Annotated in this window: 10 protein-coding genes; 1 reads left to right on the forward strand and 9 read right to left on the reverse strand. The window is 63.2% G+C overall.

Translation table 11 applies throughout. From position 1 onward, the window contains the following. Positions 1–39 precede the first annotated feature (39 nt). The 8 genes from ACL9RJ_RS11655 to ACL9RJ_RS11690 form a co-directional block, all read right to left on the reverse strand. A complete protein-coding gene (locus ACL9RJ_RS11655) occupies positions 40–684 on the reverse strand; it encodes an MBL fold metallo-hydrolase (RefSeq protein ID WP_017123579.1) in 645 nt (214 codons plus the stop codon). Between the two features lie 119 nt (positions 685–803). Next, positions 804–5,129, reverse strand: coding sequence for a hybrid sensor histidine kinase/response regulator (locus ACL9RJ_RS11660; protein WP_177084143.1), 4,326 nt, complete (start codon positions 5,127–5,129; stop codon positions 804–806). A gap of 73 nt (positions 5,130–5,202) precedes the next feature. Then, on the reverse strand, positions 5,203–6,897 hold the full coding sequence (locus ACL9RJ_RS11665) for a two-component system response regulator (protein WP_177084140.1): 1,695 nt from the start codon (positions 6,895–6,897) through the stop codon (positions 5,203–5,205). 213 nt (positions 6,898–7,110) lie between these two features. Continuing rightward, positions 7,111–9,858: a LuxR C-terminal-related transcriptional regulator gene (locus tag ACL9RJ_RS11670; protein ID WP_422765261.1), complete on the reverse strand. Its 2,748-nt coding sequence runs from the start codon at positions 9,856–9,858 to the stop codon at positions 7,111–7,113. 208 nt (positions 9,859–10,066) lie between these two features. Further along, positions 10,067–11,431 carry a DUF1329 domain-containing protein gene (locus ACL9RJ_RS11675; RefSeq protein WP_177106541.1) on the reverse strand — a complete coding sequence of 455 codons (1,365 nt, stop codon included), beginning with the start codon at positions 11,429–11,431 and terminating at the stop codon, positions 10,067–10,069. A 29-nt stretch (positions 11,432–11,460) separates the two neighbouring features. After that, positions 11,461–13,335, reverse strand: coding sequence for a DUF1302 domain-containing protein (locus tag ACL9RJ_RS11680; protein ID WP_422765262.1), 1,875 nt, complete (start codon positions 13,333–13,335; stop codon positions 11,461–11,463). 328 nt (positions 13,336–13,663) lie between these two features. Further along, positions 13,664–15,346 (reverse strand): fatty acid--CoA ligase, encoded by a 1,683-nt coding sequence (locus ACL9RJ_RS11685; protein ID WP_177117762.1) that lies wholly within the window; start codon positions 15,344–15,346, stop codon positions 13,664–13,666. Between the two features lie 147 nt (positions 15,347–15,493). Then, positions 15,494–16,678, reverse strand: coding sequence for an MFS transporter (locus ACL9RJ_RS11690; RefSeq protein WP_103032574.1), 1,185 nt, complete (start codon positions 16,676–16,678; stop codon positions 15,494–15,496). 104 nt (positions 16,679–16,782) lie between these two features. Here ACL9RJ_RS11690 and ACL9RJ_RS11695 point away from each other — a divergent pair, with 104 nt between their 5' ends. Beyond that, complete coding sequence (locus ACL9RJ_RS11695) at positions 16,783–17,556, forward strand: AraC family transcriptional regulator (RefSeq protein WP_017123571.1); 774 nt, start codon at positions 16,783–16,785, stop codon at positions 17,554–17,556. Here the strand turns inward: ACL9RJ_RS11695 and ACL9RJ_RS11700 are convergent. Next, positions 17,540–18,169: a LysE family translocator gene (locus ACL9RJ_RS11700; protein WP_017123570.1), complete on the reverse strand. Its 630-nt coding sequence runs from the start codon at positions 18,167–18,169 to the stop codon at positions 17,540–17,542. The genes ACL9RJ_RS11695 and ACL9RJ_RS11700 overlap by 17 nt on opposite strands. Positions 18,170–18,245: the final 76 nt, after the last annotated feature.

An 18,245-nucleotide genomic window follows, 5' to 3' on the forward strand; every position in this document is an offset into this window, starting at 1 on the left:
GTTGGAACACGACAGACGGTAAAAATTCCATGAAACCTGTCAGGCGCGAACAAACGGATTTTCACGCATCTCGTCACCCAACCGGGTATCGGGACCATGTCCGGTCACCACCGTCGCCTCCTCGTCCAGCGTATACAGGCGCTGCTTGATCGAACGCACGATGGTCGCCTGGTCACCACCCCACAGGTCCGTGCGCCCGACACCACGACGGAACAGGGTGTCGCCGGCAATCAACAGTCTAGCCTCGGAAAACCAGAAGCTCATGGAACCGGGCGTATGTCCCGGCGTATGCAGGGCCACGCCACAGCCACAGGCCAGTTCCTCGTCATCGGCCAGCCATCGGTCCGGCGACGGCACCGGCGTGTAGGGCACGCCGAACAGGCTGCATTGCATCTCCAGGTTGTCCCAGAGGAACTGGTCGTCCTTGTGCAGGTGCAGGGTGGCGCCGGTCTTCTCCTTCAGTTGTCCGGAGGCCAGGAAATGATCCAGGTGCGCATGGGTGTGGATGATGCTGACGACCTTCAGGCCCAGGGCCTCGAGCCGGGCCAGGATCAATTCGTGATTGCCCCCCGGATCGACGACGATGGCCTTTTTCGTGATCGGGTCGCCGATGATCGTGCAGTTGCATTGCAACGGGCCGACAGGGAAGGTTTCGCGGATCAGCGCGGGTTTTGCGAGGTCCATGAGGAGTTCCTGCAATAAGCGGGTCAGGCAATAAAAAACCCCTGAGCGGTCCAGGCGCCGAAGCATCCGGACCGACAAGGGCCGCATCGCGAAAAGTATAAGGGCCGCTCCCGGCCCCATCAAGAAAACGGCCCGGCCGCCACGTCCCGGGACGCGTCGCCACGCCCTCCCGCGCCAAATGCCGCCTGCAACTGCTCGACACTGCGCGTCAGCAGTTCCTTGAGTTCGGGCAGCCATTGCGGATCGCCCAGCACCCGGGCAACGGCAGCGGCATCGCCATACAACAGCTCGCGCTCCAGGGCACCGGCACGCACCGACAGCGCCTGGGCACCCATGGTCCCGGAACTGCCCTTGATCGCGTGCAACACGGCAGCCACGGCCGGCCCGTCACGGTCCTGCAGATGGGCGGGGAGCAACGCCAACTGTTTTTCCAGCTCCGTGCCAAAGCTGTACAACACGGTGCAGATCAGCTCGAAGTTGCCGCCGAAGCGGCTCATGATCGACTGACGCGGTTCGATCACCGTCTCCGTCGAAGCTTCCGGCGCCTCGCTCATCGTCAGCGGCCGGGGCGCTTCGCGTCCGGTCTGGATGCGCAAGGCCAGCACCAGTTCTTCCAGATCGATAGGCTTGCTCACATGGTCGTTCATCCCCGCCGCCAGGCAGGCTTCGCGGTCGCTGTTGGACGCGTTGGCGGTCATCGCCAGGATCGGCAACAGGGCGAACTGCGGGTGCCGGCGGATGTGTCGCGTGGCCTCCATGCCATCGATATCCGGCATCTGGATATCCATCAGCACCGCATCGAACGGTGTCGAGGCCGAGAGGACCATGCTCACCCCCTCCAGCCCGCCTTCCGCCAGGCTGACCTGGGCCCCCTCGCCTCTCAGCAGCTCATCGGCGACCTGGCGATTGAGGGCGTTGTCCTCCACCACCAGCAGGCGCATGTCGGCCAGGCGCCGGGAGCGGGCTACCGGCAAGTCCTGCACAGGCGGTTCACTCACGCTGAAGGCACGCTGGACCGCATCGGCCAACTGCCGGGGCGTCACCGGCTTGGTGAGGAAGCCCACGAAGGGGGCATCGCCCTCATGGTGCACATCCGCCAGGACTTCACGCCCATAGGCGGTGATCATGATCACCATCGGCGGCGGCACGGCCTGCTCCTGCAGACTGATCAGCCGGGCGGCGCTGAGGCCGTCCATGTCCGGCATGCGCCAGTCCATCAGCACCACGTCGTAGGGTTCGCCGCGCAGTTGCGCCTTGCGCACGCCTTCGACCGCCAGTGTGCCGCCACTCACCGTGTCCGCCGTCCAGCCCAGGGAGCGCACGGTACGCAACAACAGTTCACAGGCCATCGAGTTGTCGTCGGCCACCAGCAGGCGCATCGCCGAATCGACACCGGGGCACGACAGCCGCAGCGGTTCCTCACGGGCCACCTCCAGACTGATATCGAACCAGAACCGGCTGCCGACGCCCACTTCACTCTCGACCTGCAACTCGCCGCCCATCAGGCCCACCAGCCGCTTGCAGATCACCAGGCCCAGCCCGGTGCCGCCGAACCGGCGGGTGGTCGAGGCTTCGGCCTGGGTGAAACCGTCGAAGATGCGCTGCAGTTGCTCGGTGCTGATCCCGATGCCGGTATCGCACACTTCGATCCGCAACTTCACCATGTCCTCGAACCGTTTCAGTTGTCGGACACTGACCACCACCTGCCCCTGCTGGGTGAACTTCAGGGCATTGCCCGCCAGGTTGATCAACACTTGTTGCAGGCGCAGGCTGTCGCCCACCAGACTGCCGGGCAGGTCGGAATCGAGGTCGAACATGACCTCGACCTCCTTGCTGCCCTGGTTGCCCGCCAAGACCACCGCCAGGTCGCGCATCAGCGGTTCGAGTTCGAAATGATGCGGATCCAGACGCAGCTTGCCGGCCTCGATCTTCGAGTAGTCGAGGATATCGTTGAGCAGGCCCAGCAATGACTTGGCCGCCGTCTGGGCCTTGACCACGTAGTCGCGCTGACGGGCATTGAGGTCGGTGTGCTGCACCAGTTGCAGCATCCCCAGCACCGCGTTCATCGGTGTGCGGATCTCATGGCTCATATTCGCCAGGAAGAACGACTTGGCCGCACTGGCGCTGTCGGCCCGGTCCTTGGCCCGCAGCAGGTGCGACTCCAGCTCGCGCTGGGTGGTGATATCCCGGTTGATACCGGTGACCCGCAACGCCCGCCCCTGTTCATCACGCTCGATCTGCGCACCGGCCTGGATGAAGCGTATGCGACCGTCAGGCCCCTGCAGCCGGAAGATCGGGTCATAGACCCGCTCCCCGGCTACCGCCGCCGCCAACTGCGCGGCCACGGCCTCGACGTCCGCGGGGTGGACCCGCTCGTACCAGTGGGCATAGTTCAGCCCGTTGTCACGCAAGCTCGTCGGCTGGCTGTAGAACTCGAACATGCGGTCGTTCCACTGCAGCGTGTTGTCCGCCAGCGTCCAGGTCCAGATACCCAGTTCGGCGACATCGGCGGCCATCAGCAACTGGTCGCGAATCACCCGGGTCGCCTGCAGGCTCAGTTCCAACTGGTGCTCGGCCGCCTTGCGCTGGGTGATATCGACGGCGATGCCCAGGTAGCCGGTCAGTTGCCCCTCGTCGTCGCGCAGGGAGGTCACCACCAGGGTCACCGGGACATGGGAGCCGTCCTTGCGCACATAGGTCCACTCGCGGGTTTCCGAGTGTTCGAATTCCGGCTTGTGGGCAAAGACCCTGAAACCTTCGATGACCTGCGCATACTCCACACTGAGCTCGGCCCCACGGTCGATGACTTCCTGGGCCACGTGAAGAATCGCCGGGGTGGCCTTGCCCAGCACTTCCTCGGCGCGATAGCCGAGCATGTGCTCGGCACCTTCGTTGAATACACTGATCACTCCATCCAGGTCGGTGGCGATGATCGACACCTCGGAGGCCGAACGCAGCACGCTGCTGAACAGCAGGTTGATCCGCCGCAACTCCGCGGTCCGCGTCGCCACCTGCTCTTCCAGGCTGGAGTTGAGTTCGAGAATCCGCGCCTCGGCGGCCTTCTGCGCGGTGATATCGCGCAGGATCTTCGAGACGCCGCTCACCCGGCCAGCGGCATCGCAGATAGGCGAAACATTCACCGAGACATTGACGCGACGATCGTCCTTGCAACGCCGCAGGGTATCGAAGTTGGTGATCGTCTCGCCCCGGGCGATACGCGCCAGGATCTCGACCTCTTCCGAAGCCAGTTCGGACGGTACGATCAGTTCCACCAGCGGCCGCCCCACCGCTTCCGCGGCGGTATACCCCAACAGCGTCTGCGCACCGCGGTTCCAGCTGGTCACCACGCCCTGCAGGGTCGTACCGATGATCGCGTCGGCCGAGCTCTCGACGATCGAGGCCAGGCGCCCCTGTTCGGCGATCACCTGCAGGCGGCGCTGGGAACTGACCCCGGCAATGGCGGCCAGCGCCGCCACCAGCAGGGTTGCCAGCACGCCGAGGGCAAACACCATCGTCGGCGATAGCAGATGCAGGCGCTGCACGAACAGAGGCAGGGCCTCCAGTTCGATCTGCCAGCGCCGCCCATAGACCTCCCGCTCCACGGTGTGGGTAAGCAGCCCGGTCGGCTGCACGTCCGCCTCATGAAGCGTCTGGTAGAACTGCACCGCCGGCCCTGGCCCGGTGATGTCCCTGAGCCGCAGGTTCACCGCCTCGCTTTCCGGGATCAGACCGGCCAGGACGCTCTCGATCAGCAACGGCGCATAGCTCCAGCCGACAAGCGCGGCCGCCCTCTCGGCCTCGTTTTGCGGCACGACACCACTTTTATAGATCGGCAGCAGGATCAGGAAGGATTGTTGTGGCTTGCCCACTGCCTGTACCAGGGTGATCGGCGAGGTGAGGCGCACCTCCCCGGTCCGCGCGGCCATCCGCGCCGCCTCGGCCCGGTCAGGCTGCGAGGCGATATCCAGGCCGAACGCCGGTGCCTGCCCGGTGCCGGGTTCCAGGTACTGGATGACATACAGGTCGCCCTCGTGTGGCGCGAACTGGCGAATGCTGAAGTCCGGGGCACCGTCGGCACGGGCGCGTCGCAGGAATTCATCGAGGTCCTGCACCCGCACCAGGCGGATAAAACCGAATCCGCGGGCACCGGGAAACTCCCGCGGCACGTCGCGCATCAGGCTGTAGCGATGGAACGTCTCGCGGGTAATGCCGTCCTCGCCGGCGGTGACAACCGCGCCGCGGGTGCCGCGCAGGCCGTACTGGTACAACTGCAGCCGGCTGGCCACCGACTGCACCGCGCTTTCGGCGGCGGCACCGAGGGCCTCGCGGGTGCGCTGCTCGTTGCTGTGCTGCAGGATCAGGCAGCCCACGATAGTCGCCACCAGCCCGAGGGCCAGGAGCAACACGACACGTCCATTCAGGGCATACAGGCTGGCTCGTTTCAACGCAGGCTCCCTTGATGACTACGGTGATCCCGAAGGCCGGGATATCGCTGATCGACAATCGCGGCCCATGCGCTCATGGCGTTTGCGGCCAGGCGGACAACACGTCGCAGATCCGGGCAAACGGAACCGGCCGGCAGTAGAGATAGCCCTGCATGATCCGGCAACCGTGTTCCAGCAGCAGGTCAGCCTGCTCCCGGGTCTCCACGCCTTCGGCGACGAGTTCCAGGCCCAGGGCCTGCCCCAGCTTGATGATCGCCTCGACGATGGCCAGGTCGCTCTTGTCGGTGAGCATGTCGCGCACAAAGCTCTGGTCGATCTTCAGGACATCGATGGGAAAGCGCTTGAGATAGGCCAGGCTCGAATAACCCGTGCCGAAATCGTCGATCGCCACGTGCACACCCAGGGCCTTGAGTGCCACCAGGGTTTCGCGGGCGTTGTCGATATCCCGGGCCAGCACCCCCTCGGTGATCTCCAGTTCCAGCCACTGCGGCGCCAGGCCGGAGTCGAGCAGGATGCCCTTGACCATGCCGAGGAACGACTCTTCGCGAAACTGCACAACGCTGATGTTCACACTGACGCAGATCGGGTGGCCCAGTTCGTGGAGTTTGCGGGTGTCCTTGCAGGCCTGGAGCAGCACGTACTTACCGATGGGAATGATCAGCCCGGTTTCCTCGGCCAGGGGAATGAAGTCCGCCGGCGGCACCAGGTTGCCATTGCCGTCGTGCCAGCGGATCAGCGCCTCCATGCCGACCACGCGGTGCTCGCGGGCATCGACCTTGGCCTGGTAGAAGACCTCGAACACCCCGTCTTCGATGGCCTCGCGCATATGCCGCTCAAGCAGGTGCCGGGCGCGCATGCCACTTTCGATGGCCGGGGAAAAGAACTGGTAGCAGTTACGCCCGGCCTGCTTGGCCTGGTACATCGCGGCATCGGCGTGACGGTACAGTGACTCCAGGTCGTCGCTGTCCTCCGGGAAGACCCCGATACCGATGCTCGCGCTCAGGTCATAGCGGTTGCCCTGCAACGAAAACGGGCTGGAGATGGTGGTCAGCACCTGTTCGGCGAAATCGCCCACGGCCTCGAAACCGTCCACCTCCGACAGCAGGATGATGAACTCGTCGCCGCCCTGCCGGCTCAGCGTATCCATGCCGCGCAGGATCATCGACAGGCGCGTGGCGACATACTTGAGCATCTGGTCGCCGACCGAGTGCCCCATGGAGTCGTTGATGGCCTTGAAGTTGTCCAGGTCCAGCAACAGCATCGCCAGCCGCCCATGATTGCGCCGGGCCATTTTCAGCGCCTGCTCGGCCCGGTCCTGCAGCAGCATGCGGTTGGGCAGGCCGGTCAGTGCGTCATGATTGGCCAGGCGCTTGGCTTCGTTGCGCAGGGTGATATGGGCATTGATATGGGCCCTGGCCACCGGCAGGTTCAGGGGTTTCTGGATAAAGTCGATCCCCCCGTAGCCCAGGGCCTGGAGCTCATAGTCGGCCTGGGCGTGGGAGGTGACGAAAATCACCGCGGCGTCGGACAGCTTGGGGTCGGCCTTGAGTTCCTTGCAGACCTCGAAGCCGTTCATGCCGGGCATCTCGATATCGAGCAGGACCACATCCGGGCGACACTGACGGGCCACGCGCAAGGCTTCTTCGCCGCTGGTGGCGACATACACCTGCGCCAGGTCCCGCACCGACTCGCTGAGAATGAGCGCATCCGTCTTCTGGTCATCGACGATCAAGACGACCGGAGCGGGGCTGAAGGTGATCTCGCGCATTCCTTGCTCCCAGGCAATTCCCTTGTGATTCACGACCAAAGAGCACTGATAGGCCCTCTACCCTCAAGCCGACACAGGACATGCCGCGTACTCAAGGCACAGCAAGAAAGCTCAGGCGTGTATTGGTTATAGCGCAGACAAGGCATATAGCCACCCCTGCCGGAGGGATTCTTCACCGGTCTGCCAGCCGGACCGCAGGTGTCACGCAGACTGTCAGCGCGGCTCGCCCAGCAGCCCCAGCTCCTGCGCCCGCGCCACGGCCTGGGTACGGCGCTCCACCCCCAGCTTGCTGTTGATATGGCTGGCGTGGGTTTTCACGGTGTGCAGGGAAATAAACAGCTGGTCGCTGATTTCCTGGTTCGAGCAACCCTGGGCAATCAAGTGCAGGACGGCCAGTTCGCGGGTACTCAGGTGCTCACTGTGCGGCAGGCTTTCCACCGGCTCGCGCACGGTTTGCGCCGGCAGCAGTTCCAGCAGGCTCTGGCGCAGGGGCGTATCGGGCCCCAGCAACAGTTGCTCGCGCATCCAGTCCGGATGGGCCGTGGCCAAGGCCTGGAACGGCAGCAGGGCGCCACCGGTGGTCGCTTCCACGGCACGGGCAAACAGCGAACGGGCCCGAGCCTCCCTTGACCCGGCCAACTCCAGCATCACCAGCTGGTTCCAGGCCAGCATGCTCAGCAGTTGCCCGCCGCTGACCTGGCCCTGCTCCACCAGTTTGAGCAAGCGTTGCCGGGCCGCCTCGGGCTTGCCCTGGAGCGCCTCGAGCTGTGCCTGTTGCAACTCGATATGTGCCGGCAGTTGCGGATGGAACTCGGGGGCGGCAGCCGCCTGCTCGCCGTTGTAGGTCTGCCCCAGGCGCCCGAGCCAGGCTTCGGCCAGGTCGACCCGCCCCTGTGCCAGCCACAGCTCGCATTTCACCAGGGTAATCATCGCCAGATAATAGATCGGCGGGACATCCCAGATATGCATCAGCCGTTCGGCTTCGGCGAGCTCGGCAAAGGCCTTGGCGAACTCGCCGTTGCGGCCCTCCTGGTTGGCGATCACACAGTGCCCCACCAGGACACTGATATCGCGGCAGGCCCGCGCTTCATGCAACCCGGCCAGCAGGCGCTGGCGCCCGGCTTCAGGTTGCAGGCGCAGGTTCAGCAGATAACCTTCGTACAAGGTCAGACGTGCCCGCGCCGCATACAGGCGTTGCGCGGGCAGGCCCTCCAGGCGCTGCAAGCCCTGGCGGACTTCATCCAGCGCCCGCAGCACTTCGCCGCGCGCCTGCAGCACCCGTGCCCGATCGTAATGGGCCAACGCCTCGAACAGCGGGTTGCCGACCCGCTGGGCCAGCTCCAGCGACTCACGGTTCAGCGCCCGTGCACGCCACAGGTCACCCTCGGCGATCGCCAGGTTGGACAATGTCGACAGGCATACCAGGCGCTGGCCGTAGCGCTTGTGGGGCAGGCTGAGCAAGGCTTCGCCGCAATAGGCCAGGGTCAGTTCGCGGTCGCCGCGCCCCCGGGCAATGATGCCGCTCAAGGCCAGCCACTGGGCCAGCATGGATTTCTGCGCCGTGGCCGAGGGCGCCGGCAGGAAGTTGCTCAGGTGACTGGCCAGTTCCTGCGCCGCATCCAACTGGCAGGCCAGGCCCAACGCCCAGGCATACAGGACGATCAACCGTGGCGAGCTGATCAGCAGGCTGTCGGGCAGGTCCATCTTCCAGCGCAGCAGCATGCCGACATTCTGCTCGGCCAGCAGTTGTTCTTCGGACAGGTTCTGCACCAGGTTGGCCGCCACATCCAGGTGACCGGCACGCAACGCCTGCTCCACCGCTTCATCCAGCAGGCCCTGGGCACTGAACCAGCGGCAGGCGCGCAAATGCAGGCTGGCGGTCGGGACCAGGGTATTGGTCGCGGGACGGGTGCGCAGCAGGTCGGAAAACAGGTGGTGATAGCGAAACCAGCGGCCGTGCTCGTCCAGCGGCACCAGGAACACCTGATGGGATTGCAGGTAGTCGAGGATCTGCGCACTGTCGTGGGATTCGCGGATGGCGTCGCACAACTCGCTGCAAAACCGCTCCTGGGGGGCGGTGTCGTAGAGGAACGCCTGGACATGCGCCGGCAGGAAGTCGATCACCTCTTCCAGCAGGTAGTCGCGGATCAGCCCTTCACCGCCGTGCAGGACCTGGGGCAAGGTGTTGTCGTCAGTGGCCTGCGCCGCCGCCAGCAACCAGAAACGCAACCCGGCGACCCAGCCTTCGCTGCGCTCGATCAGGGTCTGCAGGGCTTCGCCACGCAACGAGCTGCTATGGCGGTCGAACAGGGCCATGGATTCGCCGAGGGTCAACCGCAGGTCCTGCTCGTTCAACTCGAGCAGTTGCCGCGACAGGCGCAGGCGCGCCAGGTGCCACTCGGGGCGTTGCCGGCTGGTGACCAGCACCAGCAATCCGGCGGGCAGGTGATTGAGGAAAAACTGCAGGCAACGATCCAGCACCGGGCCCTGGGCCAGATGGTAATCATCCAGCACCAGCAACAACGGCGTGCTGGCCGACAGATGCACCGCCAGCTCGTCGAGCAGCCCATCCAGCCACTCTTCGAAGGCAAACGGCTGGTGCCGCTGGCGCATTTTCAACAGCCCCAGCGCCTGGCCGCCAAGGTGCGGGAAGTACTGCTGGAGGCCATCGAGCAGGCGTTCGAGAAAACGTCCGGGATCACTGTCCCGTGAACTGAGCCCCAGCCACAGGCTCTGCCAATGCCCGGGCAGGCTCTGGCAAAACTCCACCGCCAGCGAACTCTTGCCAAAACCGGCCGGGGCACTGACCAGCAGCAGACGACCTTCCAGCCCGGCACTCAAGCGCTCGCACAGGCGCGGCCGCAACACATAACCCTCGGGCAATGGCGGTCGGTAGAAACGTCCTTCGAGTGCAGGTATGGCAGGCCCCATTGGACCTTGCATACGGGACAGATCAGTCATGGCCGGCTCTTGTTGAACGCTGTTATCGGCGGGGCGCATCAGCGCAGACTAGCGGTAAACGTCGCCGCACTGAAGGCTTTTTATCGTAAATGTGTCGAAATGCCTTTATCCGGAAATATCTCGCCACAGTTTCCCGCCGGACAAAAAAACGCCCCGAACCGGTCGGGGCGTTTTCAGCAGAGGATGCGCCTCTGCCCTGCAACGGGTATCAGCGAACGCCGTCCTGGCGCAGGGCCGCCGGGGTGAAGTCGCTGGTGGTGGCGGTGAAGCCGAAGTCATACGCCTGCTTCTCTTCGTTCTTCATGCCCAGCGCCAGGTAGCGGCCGGACTGCAGGTCGTAGAGGGTTTCCAGGGCATACCACGGCACTTGCTTGTCGTAGTAGTTCTCGGCATGGGCCTCGGCCACGCGCCACAGTTGACCACGACCGTCGTAATGGTCGATCACCGCCGCCTGCCAGGTGTCTTCGTCGATGTAGAAGTCACGCTTGGCGTAGATGTGGCGCTGGCCTTCCTTCAGGGTCGCGACCACATGCCAGACACGGCGCAGCTCGTAGCGTGCCAGGTCCTGGTTGATGTGGCCGGCCTTGATGATGTCGGCGTACTTGAGTTTCGGATCGTCGAGCTTGTAGCTGTCGGAGGCGATGTACATCTCTTTCTTGCCTTCAAGCTTCCAGTCGTAGCGATCCGGCGCACCGTTGTACATATCCAGGTTGTCGGAAGTGCGCAGGCCGTCGGCGGCGGTACCCGGACCGTCATAGGAGACTTGCGGGGCACGACGTACACGACGCTGGCCGGCGTTGTAGACCCATGCCGAACGCGGCTCCTTGACCTGGTCGAGGGTTTCATGGACCAGCAGCACGCCACCGGCCAGACGCGCCGGCGCGGTCACTTTCTGCTTGAAGTAGAACAGGATATTGCCCGGGTTGGCCGGATCGTAGTCCTTCATCTTGTCGCGGAAGACGAACTGGTCCTGGAAGTACACCAGGCTGAACGAACCGTTGGCCTGCGGCGTGGCCTGGGTCACCAGGCGGGTCACGCTGCCGCCACGATAGCGGGTGATGTGGTTCCAGATCACTTCCACACCGCTTTTCGGGATCGGGAACGGCACGGCGGTCTTGAAGTTTTCCAGGCCGTTGCCGCCGCTGACCAGATTGGTCTTGGTGGCGTTTTCCTTGATGGCGGCGAACACGTCATCCGGCACGGTGGCGCCGCGATGGGACGGGTAGACCGGCATCTTGAAGGTGTCCGGGTAACGCTTGAACATCGCGTATTGGCCCGGCGCCAGCTGGTTCTTGTACTGCTCGACGTTCTGCGCGGTGATGGTGAACAGCGGTTTTTCACTGGCATACGGGTCGGACAGGAAACCCTTGCTGTCCACCGTGCCAATGTTCTTCGCCATCGGCGCCCAGGCCGGAATCGTACCTGCCGCGTTACCGGCCTTTTCCGCGCCCATCGGGGTCAGGGTGGTGCCCAGCTTCGCCGCTTCATCGGCGGACACCGCCGCCATCACGCCGGTGGCCAGCAACGACAATCCGAGTACGCCGACCTGCAACAGATTCTTGGTTATCTTCATGTTCTTGTTCTTCCTGAAATTCAGCGTACTTAGAAGTTCACACCGACGCTCAGCGCCACGAAGTCACGGTCATCCACCGTGCTGTAGTCGCCACCGAAGAAGTTGGTGTACGCCAGGCTCGCGGTGTAGGTGTTCTGGTATTCGGCATCGAGGCCCAGGCTGACGGCCTTGCGGCCTTCCTCGAAGTTGCCGCCAGGGCCTGGCGAGTAACCGTTGACGTCATGAGACCAGGCCACGTTCGGCTTGAGGTTTACCCCGGCGAAGACATCCGGATACTCCCAGATGGCCCGGGCGCGATAGCCCCAGGAGGTCGCGGTAGTGAAGCCGTCGTTGTTGCAATTGGCAGTGCGGTTGTCCGCACTCGCGCCGGGACCTGCTCCCTGGATGGTGCCTGCGTTGAGGGTCGCACAGAGCGGACCTGCGCCAGGGCCAAATACCGGATCACGTCCGTAACGGGCCTTCGAACTGCTTTCCAGGCCACCGACATGAGTCACGCCCACTTCACCGACCAGAGTAAGGCGACTGGCGCCCATGACCTGATCAAAAAAGTGCGTGAAGGTTGTCTGGAACTGGGTAATTTCCTTGCGACGATAACCATGCAGGTCCTGGTCCGGTACGCCTTTCAACGGTGAGGCAGCACTCAGGTTTGGTAACGGGGTGACGCCGGCATAGAGAATATCGGTGGTGTTGAGTTGAACAGGCGCATTTGGACGGTAGCTGAGCTCACCACTCCAGGCCGTACCGGTAGGCAAGGTGGTGGAAAAGCTCAACCCGTACAGGCGTATGTCTTCTGGGTACTCAATAAAGTATTTGGAGTTACCCGCGATAGCCAGAGGACGTAAGGCCGCTGCCGCCCCTGGCAGGAATGTCACGGCACTCGAGTAAGCGGAAGCCGGTGCCCCTGTAGCGCTGAAAATTGGCGCCCGGCTGTGGTAATTCATGAAGTAGGCACCAAACTCGGTGTCCAGCGGCTCAAAGTTATAGTGAAAGGCAACACCAAACTGACCGCTGTCTCGTGCATCGCGATCCGCACCACGCTTGACCAGTACCCCTTCCTCATTGATATCGAGCCCGAATCGGGCCAATCCCGCCAGGGCGCCCGGAGTAGCGGCAAGGGTTGAGCGCTTGGACAGCAAGCGCAGGTTATCCGAACAGCCGTCGGCAACCACATCCGGCTGCGAGAAGAATGTGCCGCAGTTATCCACCACGGTCTGGTCCCATTCCAACTGATAGAACGCCTCGGCCGACAGATTGTCGGTCAGGGTCTGGGACACATAGAACATGTTGACCGGGATCAGGCCTTCCTTGATCTCGGCACCCGGACGGCGGAATGCCGACACGTCGATCGGGTTGATGGAGTTGATGCCGCCACCGATAAAGGTGCTTTCACCCCAGCTCACCACCTGCTTGCCGAAACGCACGGAACCCGGCTGATCGGCGATGGAGTAGTTGTGGTACACGAAGGCGTCGAGAATCTGCCCGCCGGACGACTTGGCGCCTTCCTTGCGGTTGTCGTTGCTGACGTTCTTGAAGTCCAGGTCTTCATCCTGCAGCTTGAAGTCGTACCAGTACTTGCCGCGCACGAACACGCCGGTATCGCCGTATTTCAGTTCCAGGTCATGGATGCCCTTGAAGATCTTCGAGAAAGTCTGCCCGGCCTTGAAGTTCAGGTGTCCGTCATCGGAGGTCTGCGACAGGCCCTTGCCGCCGTTGTTGACACCGATCAGATCCTTGTTCGGATTCTGTGTCGACCAACTGGCGCCCAGGGACAGGGACGAGTCGAAACTCCCCTCGATTTCCCCGATATTGAAACTGACGCCGAATGCAGGGCCGGCGAGCGTAGAGGCGAGGCTGACGGCCAGGGGCAGCTTCGCCCGGCGCCAGAACTGGTTTACTGAGATCATCGACGCTACTCCATGTGCTTTATTGTTATGGCAGATATCCAGAAACGCCCGGGGCAAACAGCAACCATCACTCCCCACTCACCCAGGGCGGCATCGCTGTATCGCGCGCCTGCTCCGTTCCTGAAAAATCCTTGAGCGGACTATAGCCAGCAGGTAGTACTGCTTGATCCCTCTAAAGTGTGATTTGCAGTCACCAACCACTCTGGAACAGCCCTTTCGCCAAGCTCGCCGATACCGGCTCGGCAAGAATGGCTGAAAAAACCGATTTGGCAAGGCAAGCGCTTGCTTGGTGGGGCTGCCACGCCCTTTCGGGCGTGGCAAGGAGGACTCAAAGAGTCGAGAGGAAGGTACTGTTGCTCGCCTGCCATTCGACGATGTCGAGGCGGATGCGCTTCTTGTCGAGCTTGCCGACGCTGGTCTTGGGAATTTCAGTAACAAGGGCGATCTGGCTCGGGATCGCCCACTTGCTCAGATGGCCCTGCTCAACGAACGGCTTGAGGTGCTCCTTGAGTTCCCGGGCGCCGATCTCATGGCCCTCGCGCAGCACCAGCAGGGCAAACGGGCGCTCGCCCCATTGCGGATCGGCGATCCCCACCACTGCTACTTCGCGTACCGCCGGATGGCGGCTGACCAGGTCTTCGAGGGCCAGGGACGAGACCCACTCGCCTCCGGTCTTGATCACATCCTTGATCCGGTCGCGGATGTCGATCACCCCCATGCTGTCGAGCGTCGCGACATCGCCGGTGTGCTGCCAACCCCCGGCCCAGAGCTCCGCGCCCTTCTGCGGTTCGTTGAAATACCCCTCGCTCAGCCAGGGCGCCCGCAGCACCAGTTCACCCTGGCTTTCCCCGTCGGCCGGCAGGAAGTTGCCCTCGGCGTCCATGATCGCCGCTTCCACCAGGGGACCCGGCACGCCGGCCTTGATCCGGTAGGTGGTGCGTTCGTCCTCGGTGCCCGCCATCAACTCCTCGTTGAGGTGGGCGCAGGAGACCAGCGGGCCGGTTTCCGACATGCCGTAGGCCGCGGTCAACTGGATGCCGCGGGCCTTGGCGGCTTCGTACAGCGTGCGGTTCAGCGCGCTGCCGCCGATCACCATCTTCCAGCCCTTGAAGTCAGTGCCCTGGGCCGCCTTGGCATTGAGCACCATCTGCAGGATGGTCGGCACGCAATGGGAGAACGTGACCTTCTCCTTGCGCCACAGCTCCACCAGGAACTCCGGATCGTAGCGACCCGGGTAGACCTGCTTGAGCCCGAGCATGGTCGCCACATACGGCAGGCCCCAGGCATGCACGTGGAACATCGGCGTGATCGGCATGTACACGTCATTGGTGCCCAGCAGGCGCACGCTGTCGACACTGCCCATGATCGTCGCCACGCCCATGGTATGCAGCACCAGTTGCCGATGGCTGAAATACACGCCTTTCGGATTGCCGGTGGTACCAGTGGTGTAGAACGTGGTGGCGACCGAGTTCTCGTCGAAATCCTGGAAGTCGTAGACCGGGCTCGCCGCCGCCAGCAACTGCTCGTACTCGCCGACCAGGTTCGGCAGGTCGGCCGTGGTGACGTCGGTATCGGTCAGCAGCAGGGTTTTCTCCACCGTGGTCAGGTTCCCGGCAATCGCCTGGTAGAGCCCGACGAACTCGCTGTTGACCAGCACGAAGCGGTCGACCGCGTGGTTCATGGTGTAGAGGATCTGCTCCGGCGACAGGCGCACGTTGATGGTGTGGATCACCGCACCGATCATCGGAATGGCGAACATGCATTCCAGGTAGCGATGGCTGTCCCAGTCCATCACCGCCACCGTGTCACCGGCCTTGACCCCGGCCGCCGTCAGCACGTTGGCCAGCCGGGCGACACGCTCACTGAGGGTCGGATAGCTGTAGCGCACCTTGTCGCGGTAGATGATTTCGCGGGTCTTCTCGTAACGGCTGCCGGACATCAGCAACCGCTTGATCAAGAGCGGGTATTGATACGCACCTTCGGCGGGTGGAATTACGCGGGTCTGCAACATGGACGTCCCTTTGTCTGACTGCACGGTCGTGGCTAAAGATAGGCACTCTAGAGCCGTCGCGCACGCGCTAAATCACCCAAAGGAATGATTTGCAGACAGACGTGAATGCTAGCTTTAAGCCAGCATCCACACTGAAACCGTCATATTTCAGGCGACCTGCCCGGCAGGCTGCTGGGCCGGGGTTCTTGGAAACACCAGCGCGGCGATGAAGGTCAAGGCGCCGAACCCTGCCAGGATCAGGTACAGCCCGGCAAAACCCTGGCGTGGCTCGACATAGGCGATCAGGGGAATCGCCGTGGCGCTGGCGCCGAACGACAGGCAGTAACGCAGGGCGAATACCCGTGATTGCCATTGCGGGGCCACGAAGTTGGCGACCATCGCGTCATTCACTGTTACCTGGCCGAACACCACGAACATCAACGCCGCCCCCAGGACCATCACCGACAGGCCATCAACCTGGGCCAGGCCAAACAGCAACGGGGCCTGGCACAGGGTCAGAAGCACGAACGGCCACTTCAGGCTGACACGGTCGATCACCCGACCGATGCTCAACTGTGCGACAGCCCCGAAGGCATAGGCCAGGCTGACGATCAGCCCCAGGGTCTGTGGCGACGCGAACAACTCATGCAGGCGCTCCTGGAACAGTTTCGGGTAAGTCATGGTGGTGGCGTTGAACACCACACCGCCGGTGGCGGTCACCAGCGCCAGCACGGTAAACACCATGACCATGGAAATCTGCTGGCCATTGGCGCCCTTGAGCTTCACATGAGGGCGCACGGGAATCGGCTCCTCACGCACCTGCAAGGCAAACAGCACGCCCAACAGGAGCGAGATGGCCCCTGGAATGATAAACGCCGCGCGCCAGCCGAAATGCGCCACCAGCAGTCCGGTGATCAAGGCGGAAAACGCCACCCCGAGGTTGCCCCACATGCCATTGATACCGATTTCCCGACCGCGGTTCTGGGCGTAACTGACCAGCATCGCGGTGCCCACCGGGTGATAGATCGCGGCAAACACACCGATCAGGGTCAGGCCCAGGGTCAGCATCGGGGCGGTGCTGCTCAACCCGGTAAACACCGAGGCCGCGCCGATGCCGAAAAAGAACAGCAGCATCATGCTGCGACGACTCCAGCGATCACCCAGCCAGCCCGCCGGTAGCGAACAGGCGCCGAAGGCAATGAAGCCGCCCAGGGACAGGCCGATCATCCCGGCGAAATCCAGGCCGAAGGTCTGGCCCATGCCGAGCACGGCTGCGGGGAAGATCAGCATGAACATGTGATCGATCACATGGGCGGCGTTGATGTAGCGGATTACGTTTCTGGGTTGATTCATCACGGCACGCTTCAGGAAAGTTATCGGTGCCTTATGCTAAGTTGGCCATAAAGTGCATTTCTGCCATATAACTCATCAAACCAGACAGACTGGAAGAAGCGGACATGTTGATCAGTCACTTCCTGCACGGCCCCGTCAGCGCTCATCCCCGCGACTATGCCGACGGCGCCCACCAGGAATTGCACCGCCACGAGGAAGCGCAGTTGCTCTATGCGGTATGCGGGGTGATGCGCCTGGTCACGAACCAGGGCGCCTGGGTCATTCCCCCGACCCGGGCGGTGTGGATTCCACCGCTGGTGGAGCATGAGATCTTCATGAGTGGCGAGGTGCGCATGCGCTCGCTGTTTATCGCCGCCGAGCATTCGCCGGCCAACCTGCAAGGCTGCTGCGTGCTCGCCGTCACACCGCTGTTGCGCGAACTGATCGTGCGGGCGGTACAGGGCCCGAAGCAGGCGAAGAATCCGCTGATCCAGCAACTGATGCTGGAGGAACTGGCGTCACTGGAGAACCTGCCGCTGCACATCCCGATGCCGACCGACCGGCGCCTGCAACGGATCTGCCTGGCACTGCTGCAGACCCCGGATCATCCCAACACCCTGGAAGACTGGGCACTGCAGGTCGGCGCCAGCACCCGGACCCTGGCCCGGCTGTTCCAGCAACAGGTACAGATGAATTTCAATGCCTGGCGCCAGCAATTGCGCCTGATGGAAGCCTTGCCACGGCTGCTGGCCGGCGAAAGCGTACAGCACGTGGCGAAGGTGTTGGGCTATGGCAGTGCCCGGGCGTTCAGTGCGATGTTCCAGCGCCTGCTCGGCGAGAGCCCGCGGGAATATGTCGTCAATCTGAACCAGTTCAGCGGGATCAATGCATCTCGGTAAAGGCCAGCTTCACGCCGATGGCGATCAGTACCGCCCCCATGGTCCGGTCGAACCAGTGGCCCATGCGGGCGAAACCGGCACGCACCCGCTGCTGGCTGAAGAGCATCGCCACCAGGCAGAACCACAGCGCGGTCGCCGCCGCCAGGTACACGCCGTAGCCGGCCTGGACCAGCAGCGGGGTATGCGGGTTGATCACCACGGTGAACAACGACAGGAAAAACAAGGTCGCCTTGGGATTCAGGCCATTGGTCACGAAGCCCGAGGTAAAGGCACCACGCGCCGTGCGCTCGCCCACCTGCAACGCCAGGTCATCCGTTGCGGGCTTGGCCGGCTTGGCGCGGATCGCCTTGAAGCCGATATACAACAGGTACGCCGCCGCCAACCATTTCAGGGCATTGAACAGCACGATCGACTGCGACACGATCAGGCCGATGCCCAGCAGCGAATAGCCCACATGCAGGAAGATCGCGGTACCGACCCCCAACGCGGTCCAGGTGCCGGCGCGACGACCGTGGGTCACGCTTTCGCGTACCACCACGGCAAAGTCCGGGCCGGGACTGGCCACCGCCAGCAGGTGGATCAGCGCAACGGTCAAGAATTCAGTCAGGTACATGGACACGTCCGTGGGCTCCTCGGTAACTAAATATGTCATCTGGTAGGCTGGCTACCTTACGCCTTCATTCGACAGC

It is taken from the genome of Pseudomonas sp. Mn2068 (genome assembly GCF_049319725.1).
GTDB lineage: Bacteria > Pseudomonadota > Gammaproteobacteria > Pseudomonadales > Pseudomonadaceae > Aquipseudomonas > Aquipseudomonas gingeri.

Bases quoted from the DNA above. Each gene is read 5' to 3' on its own strand.
- ACL9RJ_RS11655 (WP_017123579.1), bottom strand. From the start codon at position 684: ATGGACCTCGCAAAACCCGCGCTGATCCGCGAAACCTTCCCTGTCGGC.
- ACL9RJ_RS11665 (WP_177084140.1), bottom strand. From the start codon at position 6,897: ATGCGCGAGATCACCTTCAGCCCCGCTCCGGTCGTCTTGATCGTCGAT.
- ACL9RJ_RS11670 (WP_422765261.1), bottom strand. From the start codon at position 9,858: ATGACTGATCTGTCCCGTATGCAAGGTCCAATGGGGCCTGCCATACCT.
- ACL9RJ_RS11675 (WP_177106541.1), bottom strand. From the start codon at position 11,431: ATGAAGATAACCAAGAATCTGTTGCAGGTCGGCGTACTCGGATTGTCG.
- ACL9RJ_RS11680 (WP_422765262.1), bottom strand. From the start codon at position 13,335: ATGATCTCAGTAAACCAGTTCTGGCGCCGGGCGAAGCTGCCCCTGGCC.
- ACL9RJ_RS11685 (WP_177117762.1), bottom strand. From the start codon at position 15,346: ATGTTGCAGACCCGCGTAATTCCACCCGCCGAAGGTGCGTATCAATAC.
- ACL9RJ_RS11690 (WP_103032574.1), bottom strand. From the start codon at position 16,678: ATGAATCAACCCAGAAACGTAATCCGCTACATCAACGCCGCCCATGTG.
- ACL9RJ_RS11695 (WP_017123571.1), top strand. From the start codon at position 16,783: ATGTTGATCAGTCACTTCCTGCACGGCCCCGTCAGCGCTCATCCCCGC.
- ACL9RJ_RS11700 (WP_017123570.1), bottom strand. From the start codon at position 18,169: ATGTACCTGACTGAATTCTTGACCGTTGCGCTGATCCACCTGCTGGCG.